This window comes from Halomonas sp. Y3, assembly GCF_024137965.1.
Taxonomy (GTDB): Bacteria; Pseudomonadota; Gammaproteobacteria; order Pseudomonadales; family Halomonadaceae; genus Halomonas; species Halomonas mongoliensis.
Window position 1 is genome coordinate 3,329,145 of sequence record NZ_CP099975.1, and the last position, 19,075, is coordinate 3,348,219.

Consider the following 19,075-nt stretch of genomic DNA (forward strand, 5'->3'; position numbering starts at 1 on the left):
AGACGCCCCGCCGTTCTCCGGGCAGGCGTGGCCCCCGGGGCCTGAACCGAGTACCCTCGTGGAAACTTTTATGTACAGGCCCTCGCGTCTCCTGTCCGACCATAGCACGGCTTCGGACTCCACTCTGCCCCGAACTCAGGGAGAGCCCAATGGACTGGAACCCCGCCGTCATCTGGCTGATCGTCGCCCTGCTGCTGGGCCTTGCCGAGCTCGCCACCGGCGGGCTGGTGCTGCTGGCGCTGGGCGCCGCGGCCCTGCTGACCACGGCCCTGGCCGCCCTCGGCCTGTCGCTGCCCTGGCAGCTGCTGGGCATGGGCGTTTTCTCGGGTGTCCTGGTTCCGCTGGCGATCTGGGTGATCCGCCCCCGCTTCTCCCCCCGCGGCGTGGCCTACGGCACCACCGGCACCGGGGTGGAAAAGGGGCACACCTACACGACCCTGAAGCGCGACTTCGACGGCGCCAGCGGCATCAAGATCAACGGCGACTTCTATCGCCTGCGGGTCGTCGACTCGGATGAGAGAGGCGGCGGCGCAACCGACCTGCCCCCCGGCACTCGAGTCATCTTCCAGGCCTTCGATGGCACCACCGCCATCGTGCAGCTTGCCCATCCGGCGCCGGATTCCCGCGCCCGCCAACACACGGAGTAATTCCCCATGGACCTTCCCGTCAGCCCGGGGCTGATCATCGCCCTGATCGTCGTCGTTACCGGCATCCTGATCATCGCCAAGGGGCTGGTGATCGTCCGCCAGTCCGAGGTGATGGTGATCGAGCGCCTGGGGTCATTCAACCGGGTGCTGGAGAGCGGCATCAACATCATCGTGCCCTTCATCGACCAGCCCCGCGCCATCACCATGATCCGCTACCGCAAGCTGGGCGAGGAGTACCAGGCCATCACCAGCAGCGAGACGCGTATCGACCGCCGCGAGACGGTAATGGACTTCCCCGGCCAGCCGGTAGTGACCACCGACAACGTCACGGTGCGCATCAACGGCGCCCTCTACTACCAGATCATCGACCCCAAGCGCGCCGTCTACGAGGTGGAGAACATGAGCCAGGCGGTGGAGGTGCTGGCCAAGACCACCCTGCGCTCGGTGGTGGGCAAGATGGAGCTCGACAAGCTGTTCGAGTCCCGGGCCGAGGTCAACAACGAGATCCAGGCCGCCATGGAGGAGCCCGCCTCCAAGTGGGGGGTGAAGATCTCCCGGGTCGAGGTGCAGGACATCGCCATGCCCGAGGAGGTGGAGTCCGCCATGCGCCTGCAGATGGCCGCCGAGCGCAAGCGCCGTGCCACCGTGACCGAGGCGGAGGGCGAGAAGGCCGCCGCCATCGCCATGGCCCAGGGCCAGCGCGAATCGGCGATTCTCAACGCCCAGGGCGACAAGGAGTCGGCCATCCTGCGCGCCCAGGGCGAGCAGGAGTCGATCAAGCTGGTGCTGGGCGCCATCGGCGACAGCGAGGAGAACAAACGCACCGTGGTGGGCTATCTGCTCGGCCAGAGCTACATCAAGGCGTTGCCGACCATGGCCCAGGAGGGGGAGCGGGTCTTCGTGCCCTACGAGTCCTCGGCGCTGCTCGGCTCCATGGGCATGTTCCGCGAGATGGCCGGCTCCCCGGAGGACGCCGTGGCCAGCCACCTTCAGGCCAGCGGCAACCGCAGCGGCCTGCGCGGCGGCGTGGTGGGCGGAGCGGCCAGCGGCGGCTGAGTCGCGGCGCCCGCCGCCTAGGCGTGCCTCGCGGCGGGCGCAGGGTCATGCCCCCGCCAGGCGGCGCTCCATGATGATCACCCTTTCGCCGCGGTAGGGCACCCAGGCTTGCTCCTGCCAGCCGAGGCGCGCATAGAGCGCCTGCTGGTCCGGGGTAAACAGCCACAGTCGTTCGATGCCGGCCGCGCGGGCCTCGTCCTCTACCCGTCTCACCAGCCGCGAGGCGATCCCCTGCCCTCGCCACTCGGGCAGCACATAGACCGAGGCCAGCCAGGGGCCGAGGTCGTCGCGGCCGCTCATGTCATCGGCCACCAGGCTCGCCGTGCCCACCGGCCGCTCGCCCTGCAGCGCCACGAAGACCGAAGGCACGCCCGAGGGCCCGCACTCTGCCGCCAGTGATGCCCGCCGGGTGGCCAGGGTCTCCCCGGGGGAGAGCTGGCCCCACTGGTCGTGCTGCCAGCCGGCCACCCGGGCCAGATGGGGCGAGTCGGGCAGCAGCCGCTCGATCCGCACAGCCGCATCATCGCTCATGCTCATGCCCTCACCCCAGCTGGAAGGGGTAGACGCTGCCGATCTCCAGCAGGCGGCTCAGCTCATCCAGAGCGACGAGCGACTCCCGGGCCAGGGCCGGGTCGGCAAGCTCCTCCGGGGCCAGGCGGTCGCGGTAGTGGCGTTCGACCCAGGCGACCAGTTCGTCGTGCAGGGCGTGATCGAGCAGCACCCGGCCGGCCAGGGCGGCGCGCTCCTCGGCCGAGAGCACCACCCGCAGGCGCAGGCAGGCGGGGCCGCCGCCGTTGCGCATGCTCTGCTTGACGTCCTTCACCACCACCTCGCCGATGGGGTTGGCGCCGGCCAGCAGGTGGTCCTGCAGCGTGCGCCATACGCTCGCGTTCTCCTGGCACTCCCCGGGCACCACCAGGGTCATGGAGCCGTCGGGATTGGAGAGCAGCTGGGAGTTGAAGAGGTACGACCCGACGGCATCCTCCAGGCTCACCGCCTCCACCGGCACTCGCACCGGAATCAGCGGTGAATGCATCCGCTCGCGCAGCGCCTCCAGGGTGCCCGCCTCGTCCAGGAAGGCCATCTCGTGGTAGAGCAGCACGGGACCGTTGCCCACGCTGATGACGTCGTTGTGGAAGACGCCGGCGTCGATGGCCTCGGGATGCTGCTGGGCAAGGACCACCTGATGGTCGGCCAGGCCGTGCTGGCGGGCCACCGCCTGGCTCGCCTCCCGGGTCTGGCGCGCCGGGAAGCGCTTCGGGGCGGGGGAACTCTCCCCGCTCCAGCCGAAGGCCTCGCGGCCGTAGACGTAGAGGTGCACGCCGGGCTCGCCGTGGCCGCCGGCGAGTCGCGTATGGTTGGCCGCCCCCTCGTCGGAGAAGGCCGGGGTCGCCGGCAGCGCCGGATGGTGGGCGAAGTGACGCTCATGGCGGAAGATCGCCTGGAGCACCCGGCCCGTGGTGGCCGGCTCCAGAAAGCGATGGAAACTCGCCTGCAGGTTGGCCGGGGTGATGTGAACCCGGCCATCCGGCGCATCGACGCTCGGGGTCACGGTGGCGGCGTTGGCGGTCCACATGCTCGACGCCGAGCAGACCGCCCGCAGCAGCTGGGGCGCCTCCCCGGCGGCCCGGGCCAGCACCCGCTCATCGCTGCCGGTGAAGCCCAGCGCCCGCAGGGCGCCGAGGTCGGGACGCTGCTGGGGCGGCAGCACCCCCTGGAGATAGCCCGCCTCCATCAGCGCCTTCATCTTGGCCAGCCCCTGCAGGGCGGCTTCCTTCGGGTTGGCCACCAGGCCGCCGTGGCTCATGGAGGCGACGTTGCCCAGCGCCAGCCCCGCATAGTTGTGGGTCGGCCCCACCAGGCCGTCGAAGTTCACTTCCCGGTAGTCGGGGCGCCGCTCATCGCTCACAGGCTCACCCCCGGCGGCAGCTGGTCGGGCAGGTGGAGCTCCTCGCTCTCCATGGAGGCTACCGGATAGGCGCAGTAGTCCGCCGCGTAGTAGGCGCTGGGGCGGTGGTTGCCGCTCGCACCCACGCCGCCGAAGGGGGCGTCGCCGGAGGCGCCGGTGGTCTGGCGGTTCCAGTTGACGATGCCCGCCCGGATGCGCAGCAGGAAGTCCTCCCAGTCGGCGCGATCACCGCCGATCAGCCCGGCGGAGAGCCCGTAGCGGGTGTCGTTGGCCAGGCGCACGGCCTCGTCCCACTCCCCGTAGCGGTAGACCCTGAGCAGCGGCCCGAAGTGCTCCTCGTCGGGGACCTCCAGGCCGGTCACATCGATCAGCGCCGGCGAGAGCAGGCTGGTGTCCGCCTCGAGGCGCGCCATGCGGGCCAGTACCGTGGCCCCCCTGGCCTCCAGCGCCGCCTGGGCCGCGAGCAGGCCGTCGGCGGCGGCCACGCTGACCAGCCCGCCGTAGAAGGGAGCGGGCTCGCTGAACTGCCCCGCCACCCGCAGGCGCGAGATGGCATCGCCGAGGGCCTCCAGCAGGCGGTCCCCCACGGCTCCCTCGGGGACGATCAGGCGCCGGGCACAGGTGCAGCGCTGGCCGCCGGAGAGGAAGGCGGACTGCAGAATGACCAGCACGGCGGCGTCCTGGTCGGGCACATCCTTGACCACCAGGGGGTTGTTGCCGCCCAGCTCCAGGGCCAGGATCTTGTCCGGCTGGCCGGCGAACTGGCGATGCAGCAGCCCGCCGACCCGGGCGCTGCCGGTAAACAGCAGGCCGTCGATGCCGCGATGCGTGGCCAGCGCCTGGCCGGCGGCCGCCGCCCCCTGCACCAGGTTGATCACGCCGGCGGGCAGGCCCGCCTCCTGCCAGCACTGCAGGATAAGGTCGGCGGTGAGGGGCGCCTGCTCGCTGGGCTTGAAGACCACCACGTTGCCGGCCAGCAGGGCCGGCACCATATGGCCATTGGGCAGATGGCCGGGGAAGTTGTAGGGACCGAAGACCGCCAGCACCCCGTGGGGGCGGTGGCGCAGTACCGCCCGGGCATCGCCCAGGTCCCGCTGGCGCTCGCCGGTGCGCTCCTGATAGGCGCGGAGCGAGATCGCCACCTTGCCGATCATGGCGCCCACTTCGGTCCGCGCCTCCCAGAGCGGCTTGCCGGTCTCGTGGGCGATGGCGGCAGCCAGATCCTCCCGGTTGCGCTCCAGCACCTCGCGAAAACGCTCTACCAGCGCCTGGCGCTCGGCAAAGGGCGTCGCGGCCCAGGCAGGAAAGGCGTCGCGGGCGGCCTCCACGGCGGCCGCCACCTGCTCGGAGCTAGCGCCGCGCCCCTCCCAGAGGCGCTCCCGGGAGACAGGGTCATGCTTGGTGAAGCGTTCGCCCTCGCCGGCCTGCCAGGCGCTGCCCACCAGCAGCTCTCGTCTTGCCTTCATCAGCCTTCCTCCTCGCTGTCCAGGACTCTCAGGGGGGCGCCGCTCTCCACCTCCAGGCGCGCCGCCTCATCGGGGGAGAGCCGTATCACGCCCTCCTCGTCGGGGCCATGGCTCACCCAGGCGGCGCGAAAGTCGGCCATGACGGTGGTGGCCGCAAGCCAGCGGGGACGCCCCGCCGGCGCCGCCAGCCCCGACACCACCTCGGCGCGGCAGCGCCGGGAGAGGCGCACGCCGCGCACGTCGTCGATATAGGCCTCGACGGTGGGGCCGCCATCGAAGATGTCGATATACCCCTCCCAGCGCAGCCCCTCCTTCTTGAGCATGGCCAGGGCCGGACGGGTCTGCTCGTGCACCCGGCCGATGCAGGCCCGGGCCGCCTCGGAGAGAAAGGGAGTATAGATGGGGTATTTCGGCATCAGCTCGCCGATAAAGCTCTTCTGGCCGAGGCCGGTGAGACGGTCCGCCTCGTCGAAGTCGAGGGGGAAGAAGTTGGCCCCCAGGCAGTCCCAGAAGGGGCTTCTGCCCTGCTCGTTGAAGACGCCGCGCATCTCCGCCAGCACCTTGTCGGGGAAGCGGTCGCGAAACTCCGCCATGAACAGCCAGCGCATCATGGAGACCAGCGGCCCGTTGCGCTGCTCCCGGCGGTCGCCGCCCCGGTAGGCCGGGCGCAGGAAGAGCGAGGCCACCTCGGCATCGCCGGTATGGTCGGAGCAGAGAAAGAGGGTATCGATGGTGCGATGCAGGTCGAGCTGCACTGAAGAGTGGGCCAGGGTCCCCACCCGGTAGTGATAGAAGGGCACCTCGTGGCCCACCTCGCCCTCGATGGCGCAGCAGCCGGCCAGGCGGCCGCTGCCCTCGTCCTCCAGCACGAAGAAGTAGTTGCGCCGGTTCGCCGGCAGCCGCTCCTCGAAGGCGGCGATGGCCGAGTCGATCTTGGCGGCCAGGAAATCGCGGTTGTCGGGGAGCGAGGTAAAGCCCACGCCCGTTTCCCGAGCCAGGGCCTGGAGCTCGTCCAGGTCGCCCTGGGCGATGGGTCGGATACGCATCACAGCTCTCCCTCGTCATAGCCAGGCTCGTGGCCGTCGGCCTCCTCCAGGCCCGGCAGGGCCAGGGGCGCGGCCAGCACCGCCCTGCCATCCTCCACGCCCAGCTGGCGGGCGTGCTCCCGGGTCAGCATCAGCTGGCCGGTGGACGACAGCGCATAGCGCGCCACCACGCAGCGGAAGCCCTCCAGGGCCTGGTTGGCCACCATGGCCGGCGCGGCGTCCGGCAGGGTGCCGGCCGGACGCACCCGCACCGGATGCCAGGCGGCGCGCCGGAAGCTCTGCAACCGCTCGCGCTCCGCCTTGATCACCGGGCCGGCATCGAAGATATCCACGTGGCGCGAGCGCATGAAGCCCTCGGCCAGCATCTCCGCCAGGGCCCGCTCGTGGTCGGGATGCTCCCGGCCGATGGCGGCCCGGGCCCGCGGCGTCAGCAGCGGCAGATAGAGGGGGAACTGGGGCATCACCTCGGCGATAAAGCTCTTCGAGCGGATGCCGGCCAGGGCGTTGATCTCCTGGTAGTCACGGCCGAAGAAGTGGCAGCCCACGCTGTTCCAGAAGGGCGACTCGCCGGCCTCGTCCAGAAAGCCCGGAAAGGCCATGGCCAGCAGGGAGGCGAAGCGCTCCGGATACTGGGCGATGAACATCAGCCGGGCCCGACGCAGCAGGCTCTCGGCGCTGGTCCCCCGATAGCGGGGGTCCAGGGAGTAGGCGCACAGCAGACTCGCCTCCGAGACCTCGTGGGAGAGGGCCAGGGTCTGCACCTCCCGGCGCACGTTGAGCTGCTGGGAGGCGTGGATCAGCGTCTCCTGGCGGTAGGTGTAGTAGGCATCCACCGCCCCGGCCTGGGCGCGAATCGTGGCGGTGCCCACCACCTCGCCCCGCTCGAGATCCTCGAGCACGAAGGTGTAGTGCTCATCACCGGGGAAGGCCACCTCGGCGGCGAAGGCCTGGCGGGAGCGCACGATGCGCTCCTCCAGGCGATCACGATGCGCCGGCAGGTTGGTCAGCTGCGGGACGGCATCGCCGGCCAGGCGCTCGAGGGCCGGCAGGTCCGCAGGCAGCACGGGGCGAACGACCAGCATCTCGGGGCCTCCTCCAGGGAGAGCGCTCGCGGCAGCCGCGCTGGCGCTCACCGCTCGCCCACCAGGCGCGCCACGGCTCGCTCGAGGCGCGCCATGCCCTCGGCGATATCGGCCTCGGGAATCACCAGGGAGGGCGCCATGCGCAGCACGTTGGGGCCGGCCACCAGGGCCATCAGCCCCTCCTCCACCGCCAGGGGCAGGATCTCGCCGGCACGCCCCTCGAACGCCGGGGACATCACCGCCCCGATCAGCAGGCCCATGCCGCGGATCTCGCTGAACACGCCGTGCCTTGCGTTGATCGCCTCCAGATGCTCGCGGAACAGCGCATGGCGGCGCTTCACCCCCTCCAGCACCTCCGGGGTGTCGATGAACTCCACCGCCGCCAGCGCCACCGCCGAGGCCAGCGGGTTGCCGCCATAGGTGGAGCCGTGGGTGCCGAAGGCGAAAGCCGAGGCGACGCGGTCCGTGGTCAGCATGGCCCCCACCGGGAAACCGCCGCCTAGCGCCTTGGCGCTGGTCAGGATGTCCGGGGTCACGCCGAGCTGCTGGTAGGCGTAGAGGGAGCCGGTGCGCCCCACGCCGGTCTGCACCTCGTCGAAGATCAGCAGGGCATCGTGGGCGTCGCACAGCGCCCTGAGCCCCTTGAGGAACTCGATATCGCCGGGCAGCACGCCCCCCTCGCCCTGCATCGGCTCCACCATCACCGCACAGGTATCGTCGTCAATCAGGTCGCGAACGCTGTCGAGGTTGTTGTACTCGCCGTGGACGATGCCTCCGGGCACCGGCCCGAAACCCTGGGCGTACTTGGGCTGGCCGCCCACGCTGACGGTAAAGAAGGTGCGCCCGTGGAAGGACTGGGTGAAGGAGACGATACGGCTCTTGTGCTCGCTGACGTTGTCGTGGGCCCAGCGCCGCGCCAGCTTGAGGGCCGCCTCGTTGGCCTCGGCGCCGGAGGAGCAGAGGAACGCCTTGTCGGCGAAGGTGCGCTCCACCAGGGCGCGCGCCAGCTTGAGGGCCGGCTCGTTGGTGTAGACGTTGGAGACATGCCAGAGGGTATCGGCCTGGGCCTTGAGCGCCTCCACCAGCACCGGGTGGCAGTGGCCCAGGCCGTTGACGGCGATGCCGCCGGCGAAGTCGATGCACTCGCGCCCTTCCTGGTCCCACAGGCGGCTGCCCTCGCCGCGCACCGGAATCGCCTGCTGGGGGGCATAGTTGGGCACCATGTAGCGGTCGAAATCGGCGCGGGTCGGGGTCTGGCTCATGTCGCGGGTCCTCTGTGCATGATGGGGTGACTCCACCGAGTATAGGGACTTGCCGACACGACCGCTTTCACCGATGGGACAGGCAGTTGCAAAAAAGGCTAGGCTTGGAGCGATGCCGTGAGGAGGGCCACCGATGCTCAACACCACCCGCTGGAACCGCCTGCGCTACAGCCTCTATGCGCCGCTCTACGATGCCGTGGCCGAGCGCGCCTTCCGCAGACCACGACGCCTCGCGCTGGGTCAGGTGGTGTGGCAGCCCGGCATGCGGGTGCTGCTGGTGGGAGCGGGTACCGGGCTGGACCTGCCCTGGCTGCCCCGGGACGTGGAGCTCCACGCCACCGACCTCTCCCCCGCCATGGTCCGGCGCACCCGCCGCCGGGCCGAGGCCCTGGGCATGGACGTGGAGGCCACCGAGATGGACGCTTCTGCGCTGCGCTTTCCCGACGGCCACTTCGACGTGGTGGTGATGCACCTGATCCTGGCGGTAATGCCGGACCCGGCCCGCGGCCTTGCCGAGGCGCGACGGGTGCTCAGGGGGGACGGCCAGCTCTGCGTGATGGACAAGTTCCAGGCCGACGAACGCCCCGCCGGCATCGGCCGTCGCACCCTCAACGCCCTGACCAGCGCCGTGGCCACCGACATCACCCGCCAGGCGCGGCCGCTGCTGGAGGGTGCCGGCTTTCGCATCGAGCAGGACACGCCGGTGATGATGGGCGCGCTGTTTCGCGCCCTGATGGCAAGGCCGGCCAGGGACGGCTGAGCCTCAGCCCAGCCGCTCCTCGCGGGGTGACACGCCGAAGTGGTTGCGATAGGCCGTGGAGAAGTGCGCCGCCGAAGAGAAGCCGGTAAGCAGCGCCACCTCCCCCGCCGGCCGCTCGCTCTCCCGCAGCAGCCGTCGGGCTCGCTGCAGGCGCAGATCCAGGTAGTAGCGGCTGGGCACCGCCTGCAGGTGCTTCTTGAAGAGCCGCTCCAGCTGACGCCGCGAGACCCCCAGGTGCTCCGCCAGCTCGGCGGTGGTCAGCGGCTCCTCGATATTGGCCTCCATCAGCGCCAGCGCCTCCGTGAGGCTCTCCGGCGCGGCACCCGCGCTCGCCGCCGTCTGGGGCTCACTCCCCATCCGCACCCGTTCCAGCACGAAGTGGGCGGACACCCGCTCGGCCAGCTCGCTACCGTGGTGGCGGCCGATCAGGGTCATCATCATGTCCATGGCCGCGGTACCGCCACCGCAGGTCAGCCGTTCGCCGTCGATCTCGAACAGCTGGCGGGAGAGACGAATCCGCGGGTGGGCCAGGCGCACCGCCTCGAAGCGCGGCCAGGGCACCGTGGCCCGATAGCCGTCGAGCAGGCCCGCCCGGGCCAGCAGCTCAGCGCCGCCGCCGATGCCCACCATCAGTCGGCCCGGGACGGCCAGTTCGGCCAGCCGATCCAGCAGCGCCCCTTCGGCGCCCTCTGCCCCGGGGGCGCAGACCAGCAGGATATCGAGGGCGTCACCGGCCTCGGCCAGCCCAGACTCGCAGAGCAGCCGCTGACGGGAACCCGAGGTCACCGGCTGCCCCGCCAGGCTCAGGGTGGTCAGCGAATAGAGGGAGCGGCCGGCCAGCTGCCCGGCCACCGCCAGGGGCTCGGTGGCGCAGGCCTCGGTGAGCAGCGAGAAGCCGGAGAGTACCAGCACGCCAACCCGCCGGGAGCGGACTGGCGCGGCATCTGTAGGGGCGAATCGAGACATTGACGGGGTATCCGGAAACCGTCCCCCATCTTAACAGCAAGCGGCCGGGCGCAAAGGCCCGGCCGCGAGAGGAGGCTCCTACTGGGCGCCGCCGCTGTAGAGCAGCATGGCGGCCACCAGCAGGCCCAGCACCACGATGACGATGGGCAGCAGGCGCTGCATGGTCCTGGGCGGCGGCTTCTTCGCCTCCGGCTGACCGGCATCGGGCTCCGGGTTGTCGAAGTCCTCGGGTTCCAGCACCTCCTTGAGATGCTCGCGCTCCTCTTCCGGTGTCTTGCTCTCTCTGGTGTCCATACGGTCCTCCAGGGTCGGTAAGCCACCGCGTCGCAAGCCGGCTCGCCTGCCCGAACTCGCGCGCTGCTACAGGTTCACGACATCGAATTCCACGTCCGGGTTCACATCGGCGTCGTAATCGACGTCATCCCGCTCGAAGCCGAACAGCTTCAGGAACTCGTGCTTGTAACCAGCATAGTCGGTGATCGCGAAGAGGTTCTCGGTAGTCACCTGGGGCCAGAGATCCTTGCACGCCTGCTGGACGTCGTCGCGCAGCTCCCAGTCGTCCAGGCGCAGGCGGCCATCTTCATCGGTGCTGAACTCGCCCTGCTGACCCCGGGCTGAGTAGAGGTGCTCACCGAACAGACGGTTAAGCTGCTCGATGGTGCCCTCGTGGAGCCCCTTCTCCTTCATCACCTTGTAGACCATGGCGATGTAGAGCGGCATCACCGGAATGGCCGCGCTGGCCTGGGTCACCACCGACTTGAGCACCGCCACGTTGGCGCCGCCCTGGGTGGCCGCCAGGCGCTTGTCGATCTCGCCGGCGGCGCGGTCCAAGTCTTCCTTGGCCTTGCCCAGGGCGCCGTGCCAGTAGATCGGCCAGGTAATCTCGGTGCCGATGTAGCTGAAGGCCACGCTGCGGGCGCCCGGCGCCAGCACGCCGGCGCGATCCAGGGCATCGATCCACAGCTCCCAGTCCTCGCCGCCCATCACCGCCCTGGTGTCCTCGATCTCCTGCTCGGTGGCCGGCTCCACCTCGGCCTCGATGATGGTGTCCTTGTTGGTGTCGATGGCGGTGGCGCGGTAGGTCTCGCCGATGGGCTTGAGGCTGGAGCGCTTGAGCTCTCCGGAATCGGGCAGCTTGCGCACCGGCGAGGCCAGGGAGTAGACCACCAGGTCCACCTGCCCCAGGTCCTGCTGGATCAGCTCGATGGCCTTCTCGCGGGCCTCGTGGGAGAAGGCATCGCCGTTGATGGACTTGCTGTAGAGCCCCTCGGCCTTGGCGAAGCGGTCGAAGGCGGCGGCGTTGTACCAGCCCGCAGTGCCCGGCTTCTTCTCGGTGCCCGGCTTCTCGAAGAACACGCCCAGGGTGTCGGCGCCGTAGCCGAAGGCGGCGGTGATACGCGCCGCCAGGCCGTAGCCGCTGGAGGCGCCGATCACCAGCACCTTCTTCGGCCCGCTGGCCCTGTCCAGCCCCCGCGCACGGGTCGCCTCGATCTGCTCGAGCACATTCTTCTCGCAGCCGACGGGGTGGGTGGTGGTGCAGATGAATCCGCGTACCTTGGGCTTGATGATCACGTCAGACCTCGCTGTTCGTCGTTATCGGGCCGGCATCCGCCGGCCGGCTCTCATGGAGTGGCAATCGCCCTATTCTAGCGGCCGCGCCGGACGCTGTCCGCCCTTGCGCCGGCTCTTGAGACCCGGCCTCGACTGGGGCAGGATGCACGTCACGGCGGCAGGCCACGAGGAGGCACCCCATGAATGCACAGACCCTGGTCGACCAGCGCGGCGAGCTGTGGCTGACGCTGGCCACGCTGTGGCTGGAGCATGAGCCCAGCGAACGCGACTATGCCCGCATGATCGAGGTGATCGAGCGCCACGACCTGACGCTCAAGGAGCTGGAGTGGATCTTCCGGCTGGAGCTGGCGCCGGTGCTGGGGCGCCAGCAGATGTCGGTGGCGGGGGAGTGGCGCCGCTTCGACGAGCACAAGCTGATGAAGCAGCTGGTGGCGCACAACCTGCGCCTCAAGGGATGGCGGCGCGGCAGCTGGGCGCTTTTCTCGGGGTTGACCACCATGATGAGCCGGCATCGCTGGAACGAACTGATGGCCCGCCTGATGATCGAGCGGGGCGAGACACCCCCGTAAGGCCCCTCAGGCCTCGTCCAGGGCGATCTCCAGGGCTTCCCTGAGCGCCGCCTCGCCGTCCCGCGGGGCGAAGCGGCGAATCACCCCCCCGTCGCGCCCCACCAGGAACTTGGTGAAATTCCACTTGATCGCCGTGGTGCCGAGCACCCCCGGCGCCCCCCGGCGCAGCTCGACGAAGAGCGGGTGGGCGCCCGGCCCGTTGACCTTGACCTTCTCCATCAGCGGAAAGCTGACCTGATACTCCCGGGCGCTCAGGGTGCAGAAGTCCAGCGCCGACTCCGGCGACTGGCGAGCGAACTGATTGCAGGGGAAGCCGATCACCGCAAAGCCGCGTTCGCGGTAGCGGCGGTAGAGGCGCTCGAGCTCCCTGAGCTGCGGGGTGTAGCCGCAGCGGCTGGCAACGTTGACGACCAGCAGCACCTGGCCGCGCAGCGCGGCGAAGTTGAAGGGCTCTCCCTGGGCGGTCAGGCACCGGTAATCGTGGATGGACATGGTGGCAGCTTTGACTGAATCAACCATCACGATGCCACGCCCGCCGCGCGGACGCCAGCCCGCCTTTTCCACGCTGGCAAACGTCACGCTGCCAGCAGCCCGGCGTCGAGTAGCACCTGCACCGCCTGGCGGGTATCCGGCGTGACGCCGGGCAGCGCCAGGGCCTCCGCAGGCGTGTACCAGAAGGCATCGGCCACCTCTTCGGCCTGCAGCGTCAGGGGCCCGTCATGGTCGACCAGGAAGAGGCTGCCGAAGATGTGATTGCCCCCCTCGGCATGCACAAAACCACCCGCCGGGCGCAGGGCCACGCCGCGGATACCGAGCTCTTCGCCCAGCTCGCGGCGTGCTGCCACGTGCTCCGCCTCGCCGGCGCCCACCACGCCGCCGGCGGCCAGGTCGAGCCCGCCGGGGAAGACCTCCTTGGTCAGGGTTCGATGCTGCACGCAGATCTCGCCGCGGGCATTGCGCACCACCACGTAGGTCGCCCGATGCCAAAAGTGGAAGCGACGCATCTCGGTACGCCAGGCGCTGCCGCAGGGGCGATTGCGGGAATCCACCAGCTGGATGCGCTCACGGACCACATGGGGAATCGGCGGTGTCTCATCGCGAAGGGCGTCGGTCATGGGCATCTCCCGGGGAAATTCCCAAAGCCTACCCAGTCGGCGCCACGGCGTCACCTTGGCCCCCGGCGACTCGCCCCGCTAAGCCAGCAGCGGGCCGCTGACCACGCGCAGCGCCAGCCCCAGCAGCAGCAGGCCGGTAAGGCGATTGATCCAGTGGGAGCGGGCCTGCAGCCAGGGCAGCACCCGGGAGTGGGAGAGCCCCAGGGCCACCAGGGCATACCAGCCACCGTCGATGATCATGGCCGTCAGCACGATCACCGCCTTGGCCGCCAGGCTCATGTCCGGGGTCACGAACTGGCTGAGCAGGGCGATGAAGAAGAGAATCAGCTTGGGGTTGCCCAGCGCCACCAGCACCCCTTCCCGGGCGGCCTGGCGGCGCGTGGTCGGAGCCGCCCCCGCCGCCAGCGCCCCGGCACGCCCGGCGCGCAGGGCCCTGATACCGAGCCACGCCAGGTAGGCCGCCCCACCCCAGGTGATGACCTGGAACAGCGCCGGCTGCCGGACGATCAGCGCCCCCAGCCCCCACACCGTCAGCAGGGCATAGAAGCCCACGCCCAGGGCGTGGGAGAGCCCCGCGACCACGCCGGGAGCCCGGCCACCGCCCAGGGTATGGCGCAGTACCAGCGCCAGACTGGGCCCCGGAGACATGGCCCCCATGGCGCACACCGCCGCCAGGGAGAGCCACAGGGAGAACGGCATCGGGGCTTCCTCAGCGGTGGAACTGCTTCTCGCGCTCGGGCTGCCACAGGATGGCATCCACGCGCAGGCTCACCTGGTGGCCGTCGGGCAGATTCCAGTCGATCACATCGCCGACGCGAAGGCCGATCAGGGCAGCGCCCACCGGGGCCATGACCGAGATGCCATCTTCGGTGGTCGCCAGGGAGTGCGGGTAGACCAGGGTCCGGATCATCTGGCGGTTGCGGGTCAGGTCGGTAAACTGGATCCGGCTGTTCATGCTGACCACGTCGTCGGGAATCTCTTCCGGGTCGATGACCTCGCCACGCTCGAGCTCCTCCTCGAGGGCATCGGCCACGAACAGGTCCTTGTCACTGGCATCGTCGATCAGGCGCTGCAGGCGCTCAGCATCGAGGCGATTGATGATGATGGTGGGGCGGGATGACATGCGACCTCCTGGTAGCCCGTCAATGCATGGCGCAGAGTGAAACTTGGCGGCTATCCAATAAAAGATATCCAATAAAAACAGCCCTCCGCCCCCGTAGGGGGGAAGGACTGTCGACACCGCTCATCATAAGCTCAATGGCGCAGGATGTCAGGCCCCCGGCGTCGGGCCCCGACCGCGGCGGCCGGTTATCAGTACCACGGCACCCAGAACCGCAAGGGCCAGCCCCACGAAGGCCACCGGGTTCCAGGCCCGCCAGCCGTATAGCCCCAGCGCCACGCCCAGCACGATCAAGCCCCCGGCAAACCCCTTTACCCCCATGATGCGCTCCCCGACTGTCGCCACCACCCTAGCATGGGCCTCGCATAGGGACCCTGCAACCACCTGCGGAAACCGCTCGTTGACCATACCGGCCATACGGCACTGGGGAAATGATCAAAGGCACCTCCCTTTGCGGCTATGATCCAGCACCCTGACAGCAACCGAGGAGCAGCACGATGAACGCCATCAACCCCGAGAAGCGGCACCGCAGCTTGGCACTGCTATCGAAACCTGCTAACGGTTGAAGTTGCTGTTTCTGAAGCGGATCGCGCGTCTTCAAAGGTCGATGGCCTACTGCTTGGCCTTCGCCGCAGCTGCAGCCAATTGTCTTTCGAGCTCGAGAGTGAGGAAGTTCAGCGTGCCGCTGTCAGCGAACTTACCGCTGACTTCGCCGGCGATTCCGTGCTCGACAGTCAGTTCGTTCACGAGGTTGAGCTTCAGCTGGGGTGCGCCCTCGGTGAGGTCTAGGTCGCCCAGGTCGACCCAAACAATGTTGGGGCGGGTGGTCGACTCAAAAACGTAACGCTTGTTGGTCAGGTCGCTGACAGTCTGCCAAAGGGTCTGGGACGCATCAGGCTTGCCGGGGTCTGGGATACGGAACGGCTGTGCGGCGTTACGGATGACGCTGAACATGGCCGCGGTGGCCTGTAGCTGCGTCTTAGGCTGGTCCAGGCGACTCACGTAATACGCCGCCCGGGCGAATCGGTCGCTTGCGAGGGTTGACCCAGGAAGGGGTTGGTCGCCGCCAAGCCCACTGATGGTCCTGACCAGCTCAAGTTGCTGGTCGTACGTAGGTGAGTTCGTCATCACGCGGTATTCGCGGCTGTGGTAGACCTTGGGCTTACCATCGCTGTACTCGATGATGCACGAATCGCCCGTAGCGTCATCAAGGGCCAGGTGGATCGCCGGCGGTGCCCCACCGGTGGGGTCCATCATTTGCACCACTTGAACATCCGCCTTTTCGATCCATTCGACGGCTTCTGCTACGGTGGCGTAGTTGTCGAGGAAGTACTGCATCCAGATGGCCTGACTCAACTGAGTGCGGCTGTCTTCTGGGGTGCCGTAGTCCGACTCTGCCAGCCACAGCACGTGACCTGCCAGGCCGGCCTCATTCAGACCGTCGACCGAGATCATATCGAAGGCGGTCGCAACGACGCTCCCGTACTTCGATGTCCACGTCAGCTTCCCCTGCACTCCGTCGTCGCGTGTGATGCCTTTCGGCTGCGTCCACAAGTTTGTCATCAGGTCTTTGTGAAAGTCCATATTACGGCCGACGATGACCGCTCCGTTGGCATCTGGCCACATCACTCGTGTGCACATACGGCTACTCCTAACGTTACATTGCAATTGACACATTGCCAGAATAGGCCCGGCATTGCCCCTTCATTGTTGTATAGGCAGTGTAAATCACCTGCTGGGCGGTCGGCTTTAAAGGATTGGCTCCAGCATCGCGATGGTGTTGTTGGTTAACCGGCGGTGGCGGGGCCAATGAGCAACATCACCGGGATCAACACGCACAGCGCTGTCGAGGTAGTGCTGCTGACGTTGTCGGATCTGCTGGCTCAGCTTTGAGTTGTAGGTCAGGATGCTGTTCTCGTAACTGAGCTCGAAGCTGCGCCGGCCCATTTTGGCGGAGCCGATGAAGCTGATCTCACCATCGAGGGTGAGTGACTTGGTGTGCACTAGGCCACCGACGTACTTGTAGATTTGCACGCCGGCGGTAAAGTAGCTTGGCGTAATAGCTGCGGCTGGCAGCGGCTGCAACGCGGCTGTCATTGCGTTGAGGGAAGATAATGAGAGTCTCCGGGCGCTGGCACAGAGTGCGGCCTGTAAAGGTTCATTCGGCACATAGTACAGCAAGTGGACCGCGGCGAAGCCCCGGAACAAGGAGAAGCACTTCCTGGTGACGGCGCTTGAACGCGACGAGGAGGAGAACGTGGTCGCGGTGGTCCTCGAGGCCGTCTACACCCGCCGCGAGACCACCCTGCCCTGGCAGGACCTGAAGGACGACGCCACCTGGCTGATGGGCTGGCGGTGATCGTCCACGCCAGGTTTCAAAAGCCTAGTCCGGCTTGCCCACCAGCCAGTGGGTCACCCCCAGCGCCAGCACCACGGCGGCGATGGCGAGCATCTCCATGGCGGTGACGGTGGCGATATCCAGGATGATCACCTTCCGGGCGATCGCCATCAGCGCCGTGGCCACCACCAGGCGGATGGGCAGGATATTGGTGCCCAGGTAGAGGCGGATATTGATGAAGATCTCGACGGCGATCAGCACCACCATGAAGGCGCCGAAGATCACGAAGATATCGCTGACCTCGAAGAGCAGCACCGGCGGAGAGATGAACTTGGTGTAGAGCACATAGATGACATCCAGGACGCCCCAGATGATCACCAGCACCATCAGCACCGCCAGCAGCTTGATCGCCTGGCGGATGACAAGGTGGAGCCGCCGGATCAGCGGGTCCTCGTGCTCCTTGGGCAGCTCGTCATGCAGCAGCCTCGGTCCATGTCGTGCATCCTGATCATGCTGTTCCATCGCCGCCTCTCCCGGTAGCCCCCGGCGGGGGTCGAGTCCATTGATGCCCGAGCGCGCGACGCTGTCAATCCTTTCGCCCGCGGCCGGCTCAGGCTGCCCCGCCCATCCTCATGGCAGGCTCCGGCGAGATGCCCTGGGCCAGGGCCGCCTCCCGCTCCGCGGCCAGGGCGCGCTGGAAGGCTTCCCGCTGCTGCAGGCGCGCCCAATAGTCCGCTACGGCGGGCTTGAAGCGCTCTTCCAGGCCGATATGACTGGCCAGCAGCAGCGCATAGCCCACCGAGACGTCGGCGGCGGTGAAGCGCCCGGCACACAGGAAGGGCTCGCGCTCCAGGCGCGGCGCCAGGGTGCGCAGCCGCGAGAGGCACCAGCGGGCGTAGTCCTCCACCACCTGGGGCTGGCGCCGCTCCGGCGGCTCGAAGTGGCCGTAGCGCAGCACCAGGGTCTGGGGAAAGGTGAGGGTCGCCTCGCCGAAGTGCAGGAAGTTAAGGTAGTCGCCATAGGCCGGTTCACTCGCCGCCACCTCCAGCCCCGCCTCGGGACGGCGGGCGGCGAGGTACTGGCAGATGGCCGCGGACTCGGTCATGGCCACCTCGCCATCGAAGAAGGCCGGCACCGTGCCCAGCGGATTGATCTCGAGAAAGGCCTCGTCACGCATCCGGGGCGGGAAGGGGTGCATCACCAGCTCATAGGGCTGGCCCAGCTCCTCGAGCAGCCAGAGGGGGCGAAAGGAGCGTGCGCTAACGCAGTGGTGGAGTCGAGTCATGGCTGGGTTCCATTTCAGGCTTTAAGGGCATGGTGCCCCGGCACCGTCGATCGCGAAAGCCTCCGTTCCGCTGCCATCCAACGCTTCGCCGGAGCGGCACCCCAGCGAAGCAAGGTACCCGGGGCATTGAGCAAGCGGAAACTGGACTGCGCCCCCTTCCCTTCAAGGTCGGCGCATGGCGGCGACCAGAGCGCTCGCCCCGATCAGGCTGCCGGCACCTGCACGGTGAAGGATGCGGCGAAACCGGGCACTCAGCATCCGGCCGCCGGTAGTGGCCAGGAAGGTGAAGGCAAGATCGCTGAGCACGCCGATGGCCAGGAAAGTCGAGAACAGGATGGCCAACTGCGGCAGCAAGGGCTGGCTCGGTGTCACGAACTGGGGCATGAAGGCCATGAAGAAGGCCAGGCTCTTGGGATTCAGCGCGGTCACCAGAAAGGCCTTGGCCGTGCCGACTCGGATGTCCGTACCCGTCGGCTGCAGGTCGCCAAGCCGCCCCGCCTCACGCCACATCTTGATGCCCAGATAGAGCAGATAGGCCGCTCCGAGCCACTTGAACAGTTGGAACAGCTCGGCGGAGGCCATCAGCAGCGCGCCGACCCCGGCAAACGACAGGGTCATGGCCAGCAGGTCGCCCAGGAAGAAGCCCGGCAGCATGGCCAGGGCGGCGCGTCGCCCGCGGTTGATCCCGGTGGTCACCAGCAGCGCCACCGCGGGGCCGGGAGACACGATGATCAACAGGGAGGCCAGGCAGAAAGAGAGCCAGAGTTCCAACGGCATAGCGCGCTCCTCGCACGAGCGTCAAAGGGTGATATCGGTATTGTTCGGCATATGCTTAATCAAGCATCGCTGCCGCCACCTCGAAAAGCAACAGGGCGCGCCGCC

General features: G+C 68.3%; 24 protein-coding genes. 5 read left to right on the forward strand and 19 right to left on the reverse strand.

Going from position 1 to position 19,075, the window contains the following annotated elements; translation table 11 throughout:
• The first annotated feature begins 149 nt into the window (after positions 1–149).
• Together NHL60_RS15705 and NHL60_RS15710 are read left to right on the forward strand one after the other, a co-directional pair.
• Positions 150–647, forward strand: coding sequence for a nodulation efficiency, NfeD-like protein (locus tag NHL60_RS15705; protein ID WP_253445505.1), 498 nt, complete (start codon positions 150–152; stop codon positions 645–647).
• A gap of 6 nt (positions 648–653) precedes the next feature.
• Positions 654–1,703 carry an SPFH domain-containing protein gene (locus NHL60_RS15710; RefSeq protein ID WP_253445508.1) on the forward strand — a complete coding sequence of 350 codons (1,050 nt, stop codon included), beginning with the start codon at positions 654–656 and terminating at the stop codon, positions 1,701–1,703.
• A 45-nt stretch (positions 1,704–1,748) separates the two neighbouring features.
• Here the strand turns inward: NHL60_RS15710 and NHL60_RS15715 are convergent, their stop codons facing one another.
• The 6 genes from NHL60_RS15715 to NHL60_RS15740 are packed head-to-tail and all read right to left on the reverse strand — an operon-like array spanning position 1,749 to position 8,468.
• Positions 1,749–2,240 (reverse strand): GNAT family N-acetyltransferase, encoded by a 492-nt coding sequence (locus tag NHL60_RS15715; protein WP_367399335.1) that lies wholly within the window; start codon positions 2,238–2,240, stop codon positions 1,749–1,751.
• Positions 2,241–2,244: 4 nt separating this feature from the next.
• The gene (astB, locus tag NHL60_RS15720; protein ID WP_253445510.1) at positions 2,245–3,612 is read right to left on the reverse strand and encodes an N-succinylarginine dihydrolase; all 1,368 of its coding nucleotides are present in this window, start codon (positions 3,610–3,612) and stop codon (positions 2,245–2,247) included.
• Entirely contained in the window at positions 3,609–5,078 is a 1,470-nt protein-coding gene (gene astD / locus NHL60_RS15725) for a succinylglutamate-semialdehyde dehydrogenase (RefSeq protein ID WP_253445513.1), read from the reverse strand. The genes astB and astD overlap by 4 nt, the downstream gene beginning before the upstream one ends.
• Complete coding sequence (gene astA, locus NHL60_RS15730) at positions 5,078–6,124, reverse strand: arginine N-succinyltransferase (protein WP_253445516.1); 1,047 nt, start codon at positions 6,122–6,124, stop codon at positions 5,078–5,080. Before astA ends, astD begins: the two co-directional genes overlap by 1 nt.
• Complete coding sequence (locus NHL60_RS15735) at positions 6,124–7,206, reverse strand: arginine N-succinyltransferase (RefSeq protein ID WP_253445519.1); 1,083 nt, start codon at positions 7,204–7,206, stop codon at positions 6,124–6,126. The genes astA and NHL60_RS15735 overlap by 1 nt, the downstream gene beginning before the upstream one ends.
• Positions 7,207–7,253: 47 nt before the next feature.
• Positions 7,254–8,468 carry an aspartate aminotransferase family protein gene (locus NHL60_RS15740; RefSeq protein ID WP_253445521.1) on the reverse strand — a complete coding sequence of 405 codons (1,215 nt, stop codon included), beginning with the start codon at positions 8,466–8,468 and terminating at the stop codon, positions 7,254–7,256.
• A 133-nt stretch (positions 8,469–8,601) separates the two neighbouring features.
• On the opposite strand from NHL60_RS15740, the gene NHL60_RS15745 reads away from it, so the two are divergent.
• Entirely contained in the window at positions 8,602–9,228 is a 627-nt protein-coding gene (locus NHL60_RS15745) for a class I SAM-dependent methyltransferase (protein WP_253445524.1), read from the forward strand.
• Between the two features lie 3 nt (positions 9,229–9,231).
• Here the strand turns inward: NHL60_RS15745 and NHL60_RS15750 are convergent, their stop codons facing one another.
• From NHL60_RS15750 to fabV, 3 genes are all read right to left on the reverse strand, one after another.
• Positions 9,232–10,194: a GlxA family transcriptional regulator gene (locus NHL60_RS15750; RefSeq protein ID WP_253445527.1), complete on the reverse strand. Its 963-nt coding sequence runs from the start codon at positions 10,192–10,194 to the stop codon at positions 9,232–9,234.
• A gap of 78 nt (positions 10,195–10,272) precedes the next feature.
• Positions 10,273–10,488, reverse strand: a complete 216-nt coding sequence (locus NHL60_RS15755; RefSeq protein ID WP_253445530.1) for a hypothetical protein — start codon at positions 10,486–10,488, stop codon at positions 10,273–10,275.
• Between the two features lie 66 nt (positions 10,489–10,554).
• Entirely contained in the window at positions 10,555–11,766 is a 1,212-nt protein-coding gene (fabV, locus tag NHL60_RS15760; RefSeq protein ID WP_253445533.1) for an enoyl-ACP reductase FabV, read from the reverse strand.
• Between the two features lie 179 nt (positions 11,767–11,945).
• Between fabV and NHL60_RS15765 the strand changes: the two genes are divergently transcribed.
• Positions 11,946–12,335, forward strand: coding sequence for a hypothetical protein (locus NHL60_RS15765; RefSeq protein WP_253445536.1), 390 nt, complete (start codon positions 11,946–11,948; stop codon positions 12,333–12,335).
• 6 nt (positions 12,336–12,341) lie between these two features.
• On the opposite strand, the gene NHL60_RS15770 is transcribed toward NHL60_RS15765, so the two are convergent.
• From NHL60_RS15770 to NHL60_RS15800, 7 genes are all read right to left on the reverse strand, one after another.
• Complete coding sequence (locus tag NHL60_RS15770) at positions 12,342–12,827, reverse strand: glutathione peroxidase (protein ID WP_253445539.1); 486 nt, start codon at positions 12,825–12,827, stop codon at positions 12,342–12,344.
• A gap of 83 nt (positions 12,828–12,910) precedes the next feature.
• Positions 12,911–13,450, reverse strand: a complete 540-nt coding sequence (locus tag NHL60_RS15775; RefSeq protein WP_253445542.1) for an NUDIX hydrolase — start codon at positions 13,448–13,450, stop codon at positions 12,911–12,913.
• A 78-nt stretch (positions 13,451–13,528) separates the two neighbouring features.
• On the reverse strand, positions 13,529–14,149 hold the full coding sequence (locus NHL60_RS15780; protein WP_253445545.1) for a LysE family translocator: 621 nt from the start codon (positions 14,147–14,149) through the stop codon (positions 13,529–13,531).
• A gap of 10 nt (positions 14,150–14,159) precedes the next feature.
• Positions 14,160–14,573 (reverse strand): nucleoside diphosphate kinase regulator, encoded by a 414-nt coding sequence (rnk, locus tag NHL60_RS15785; RefSeq protein ID WP_253445547.1) that lies wholly within the window; start codon positions 14,571–14,573, stop codon positions 14,160–14,162.
• Positions 14,574–14,720: 147 nt separating this feature from the next.
• Positions 14,721–14,891 (reverse strand): hypothetical protein, encoded by a 171-nt coding sequence (locus tag NHL60_RS15790; RefSeq protein WP_253445550.1) that lies wholly within the window; start codon positions 14,889–14,891, stop codon positions 14,721–14,723.
• 291 nt (positions 14,892–15,182) lie between these two features.
• A complete protein-coding gene (locus NHL60_RS15795; RefSeq protein ID WP_253445553.1) occupies positions 15,183–16,211 on the reverse strand; it encodes a linear amide C-N hydrolase in 1,029 nt (342 codons plus the stop codon).
• A gap of 108 nt (positions 16,212–16,319) precedes the next feature.
• Positions 16,320–16,778: a phospholipase D-like domain-containing protein gene (locus tag NHL60_RS15800; protein ID WP_367399336.1), complete on the reverse strand. Its 459-nt coding sequence runs from the start codon at positions 16,776–16,778 to the stop codon at positions 16,320–16,322.
• A 16-nt stretch (positions 16,779–16,794) separates the two neighbouring features.
• Between NHL60_RS15800 and NHL60_RS15805 the strand changes: the two genes are divergently transcribed.
• Positions 16,795–16,929: a TIGR02450 family Trp-rich protein gene (locus NHL60_RS15805; protein ID WP_367399337.1), complete on the forward strand. Its 135-nt coding sequence runs from the start codon at positions 16,795–16,797 to the stop codon at positions 16,927–16,929.
• Between the two features lie 24 nt (positions 16,930–16,953).
• Here NHL60_RS15805 and NHL60_RS15810 read toward each other — a convergent pair whose 3' ends face one another.
• The 3 genes from NHL60_RS15810 to NHL60_RS15820 form a co-directional block, all read right to left on the reverse strand.
• A complete protein-coding gene (locus NHL60_RS15810) occupies positions 16,954–17,430 on the reverse strand; it encodes a phosphate-starvation-inducible PsiE family protein (protein ID WP_253445556.1) in 477 nt (158 codons plus the stop codon).
• An 88-nt stretch (positions 17,431–17,518) separates the two neighbouring features.
• A complete protein-coding gene (locus NHL60_RS15815) occupies positions 17,519–18,193 on the reverse strand; it encodes a glutathione S-transferase family protein (protein WP_253445558.1) in 675 nt (224 codons plus the stop codon).
• A gap of 162 nt (positions 18,194–18,355) precedes the next feature.
• Positions 18,356–18,970, reverse strand: a complete 615-nt coding sequence (locus NHL60_RS15820) for a LysE family translocator (protein ID WP_253445561.1) — start codon at positions 18,968–18,970, stop codon at positions 18,356–18,358.
• Positions 18,971–19,075: the final 105 nt, after the last annotated feature.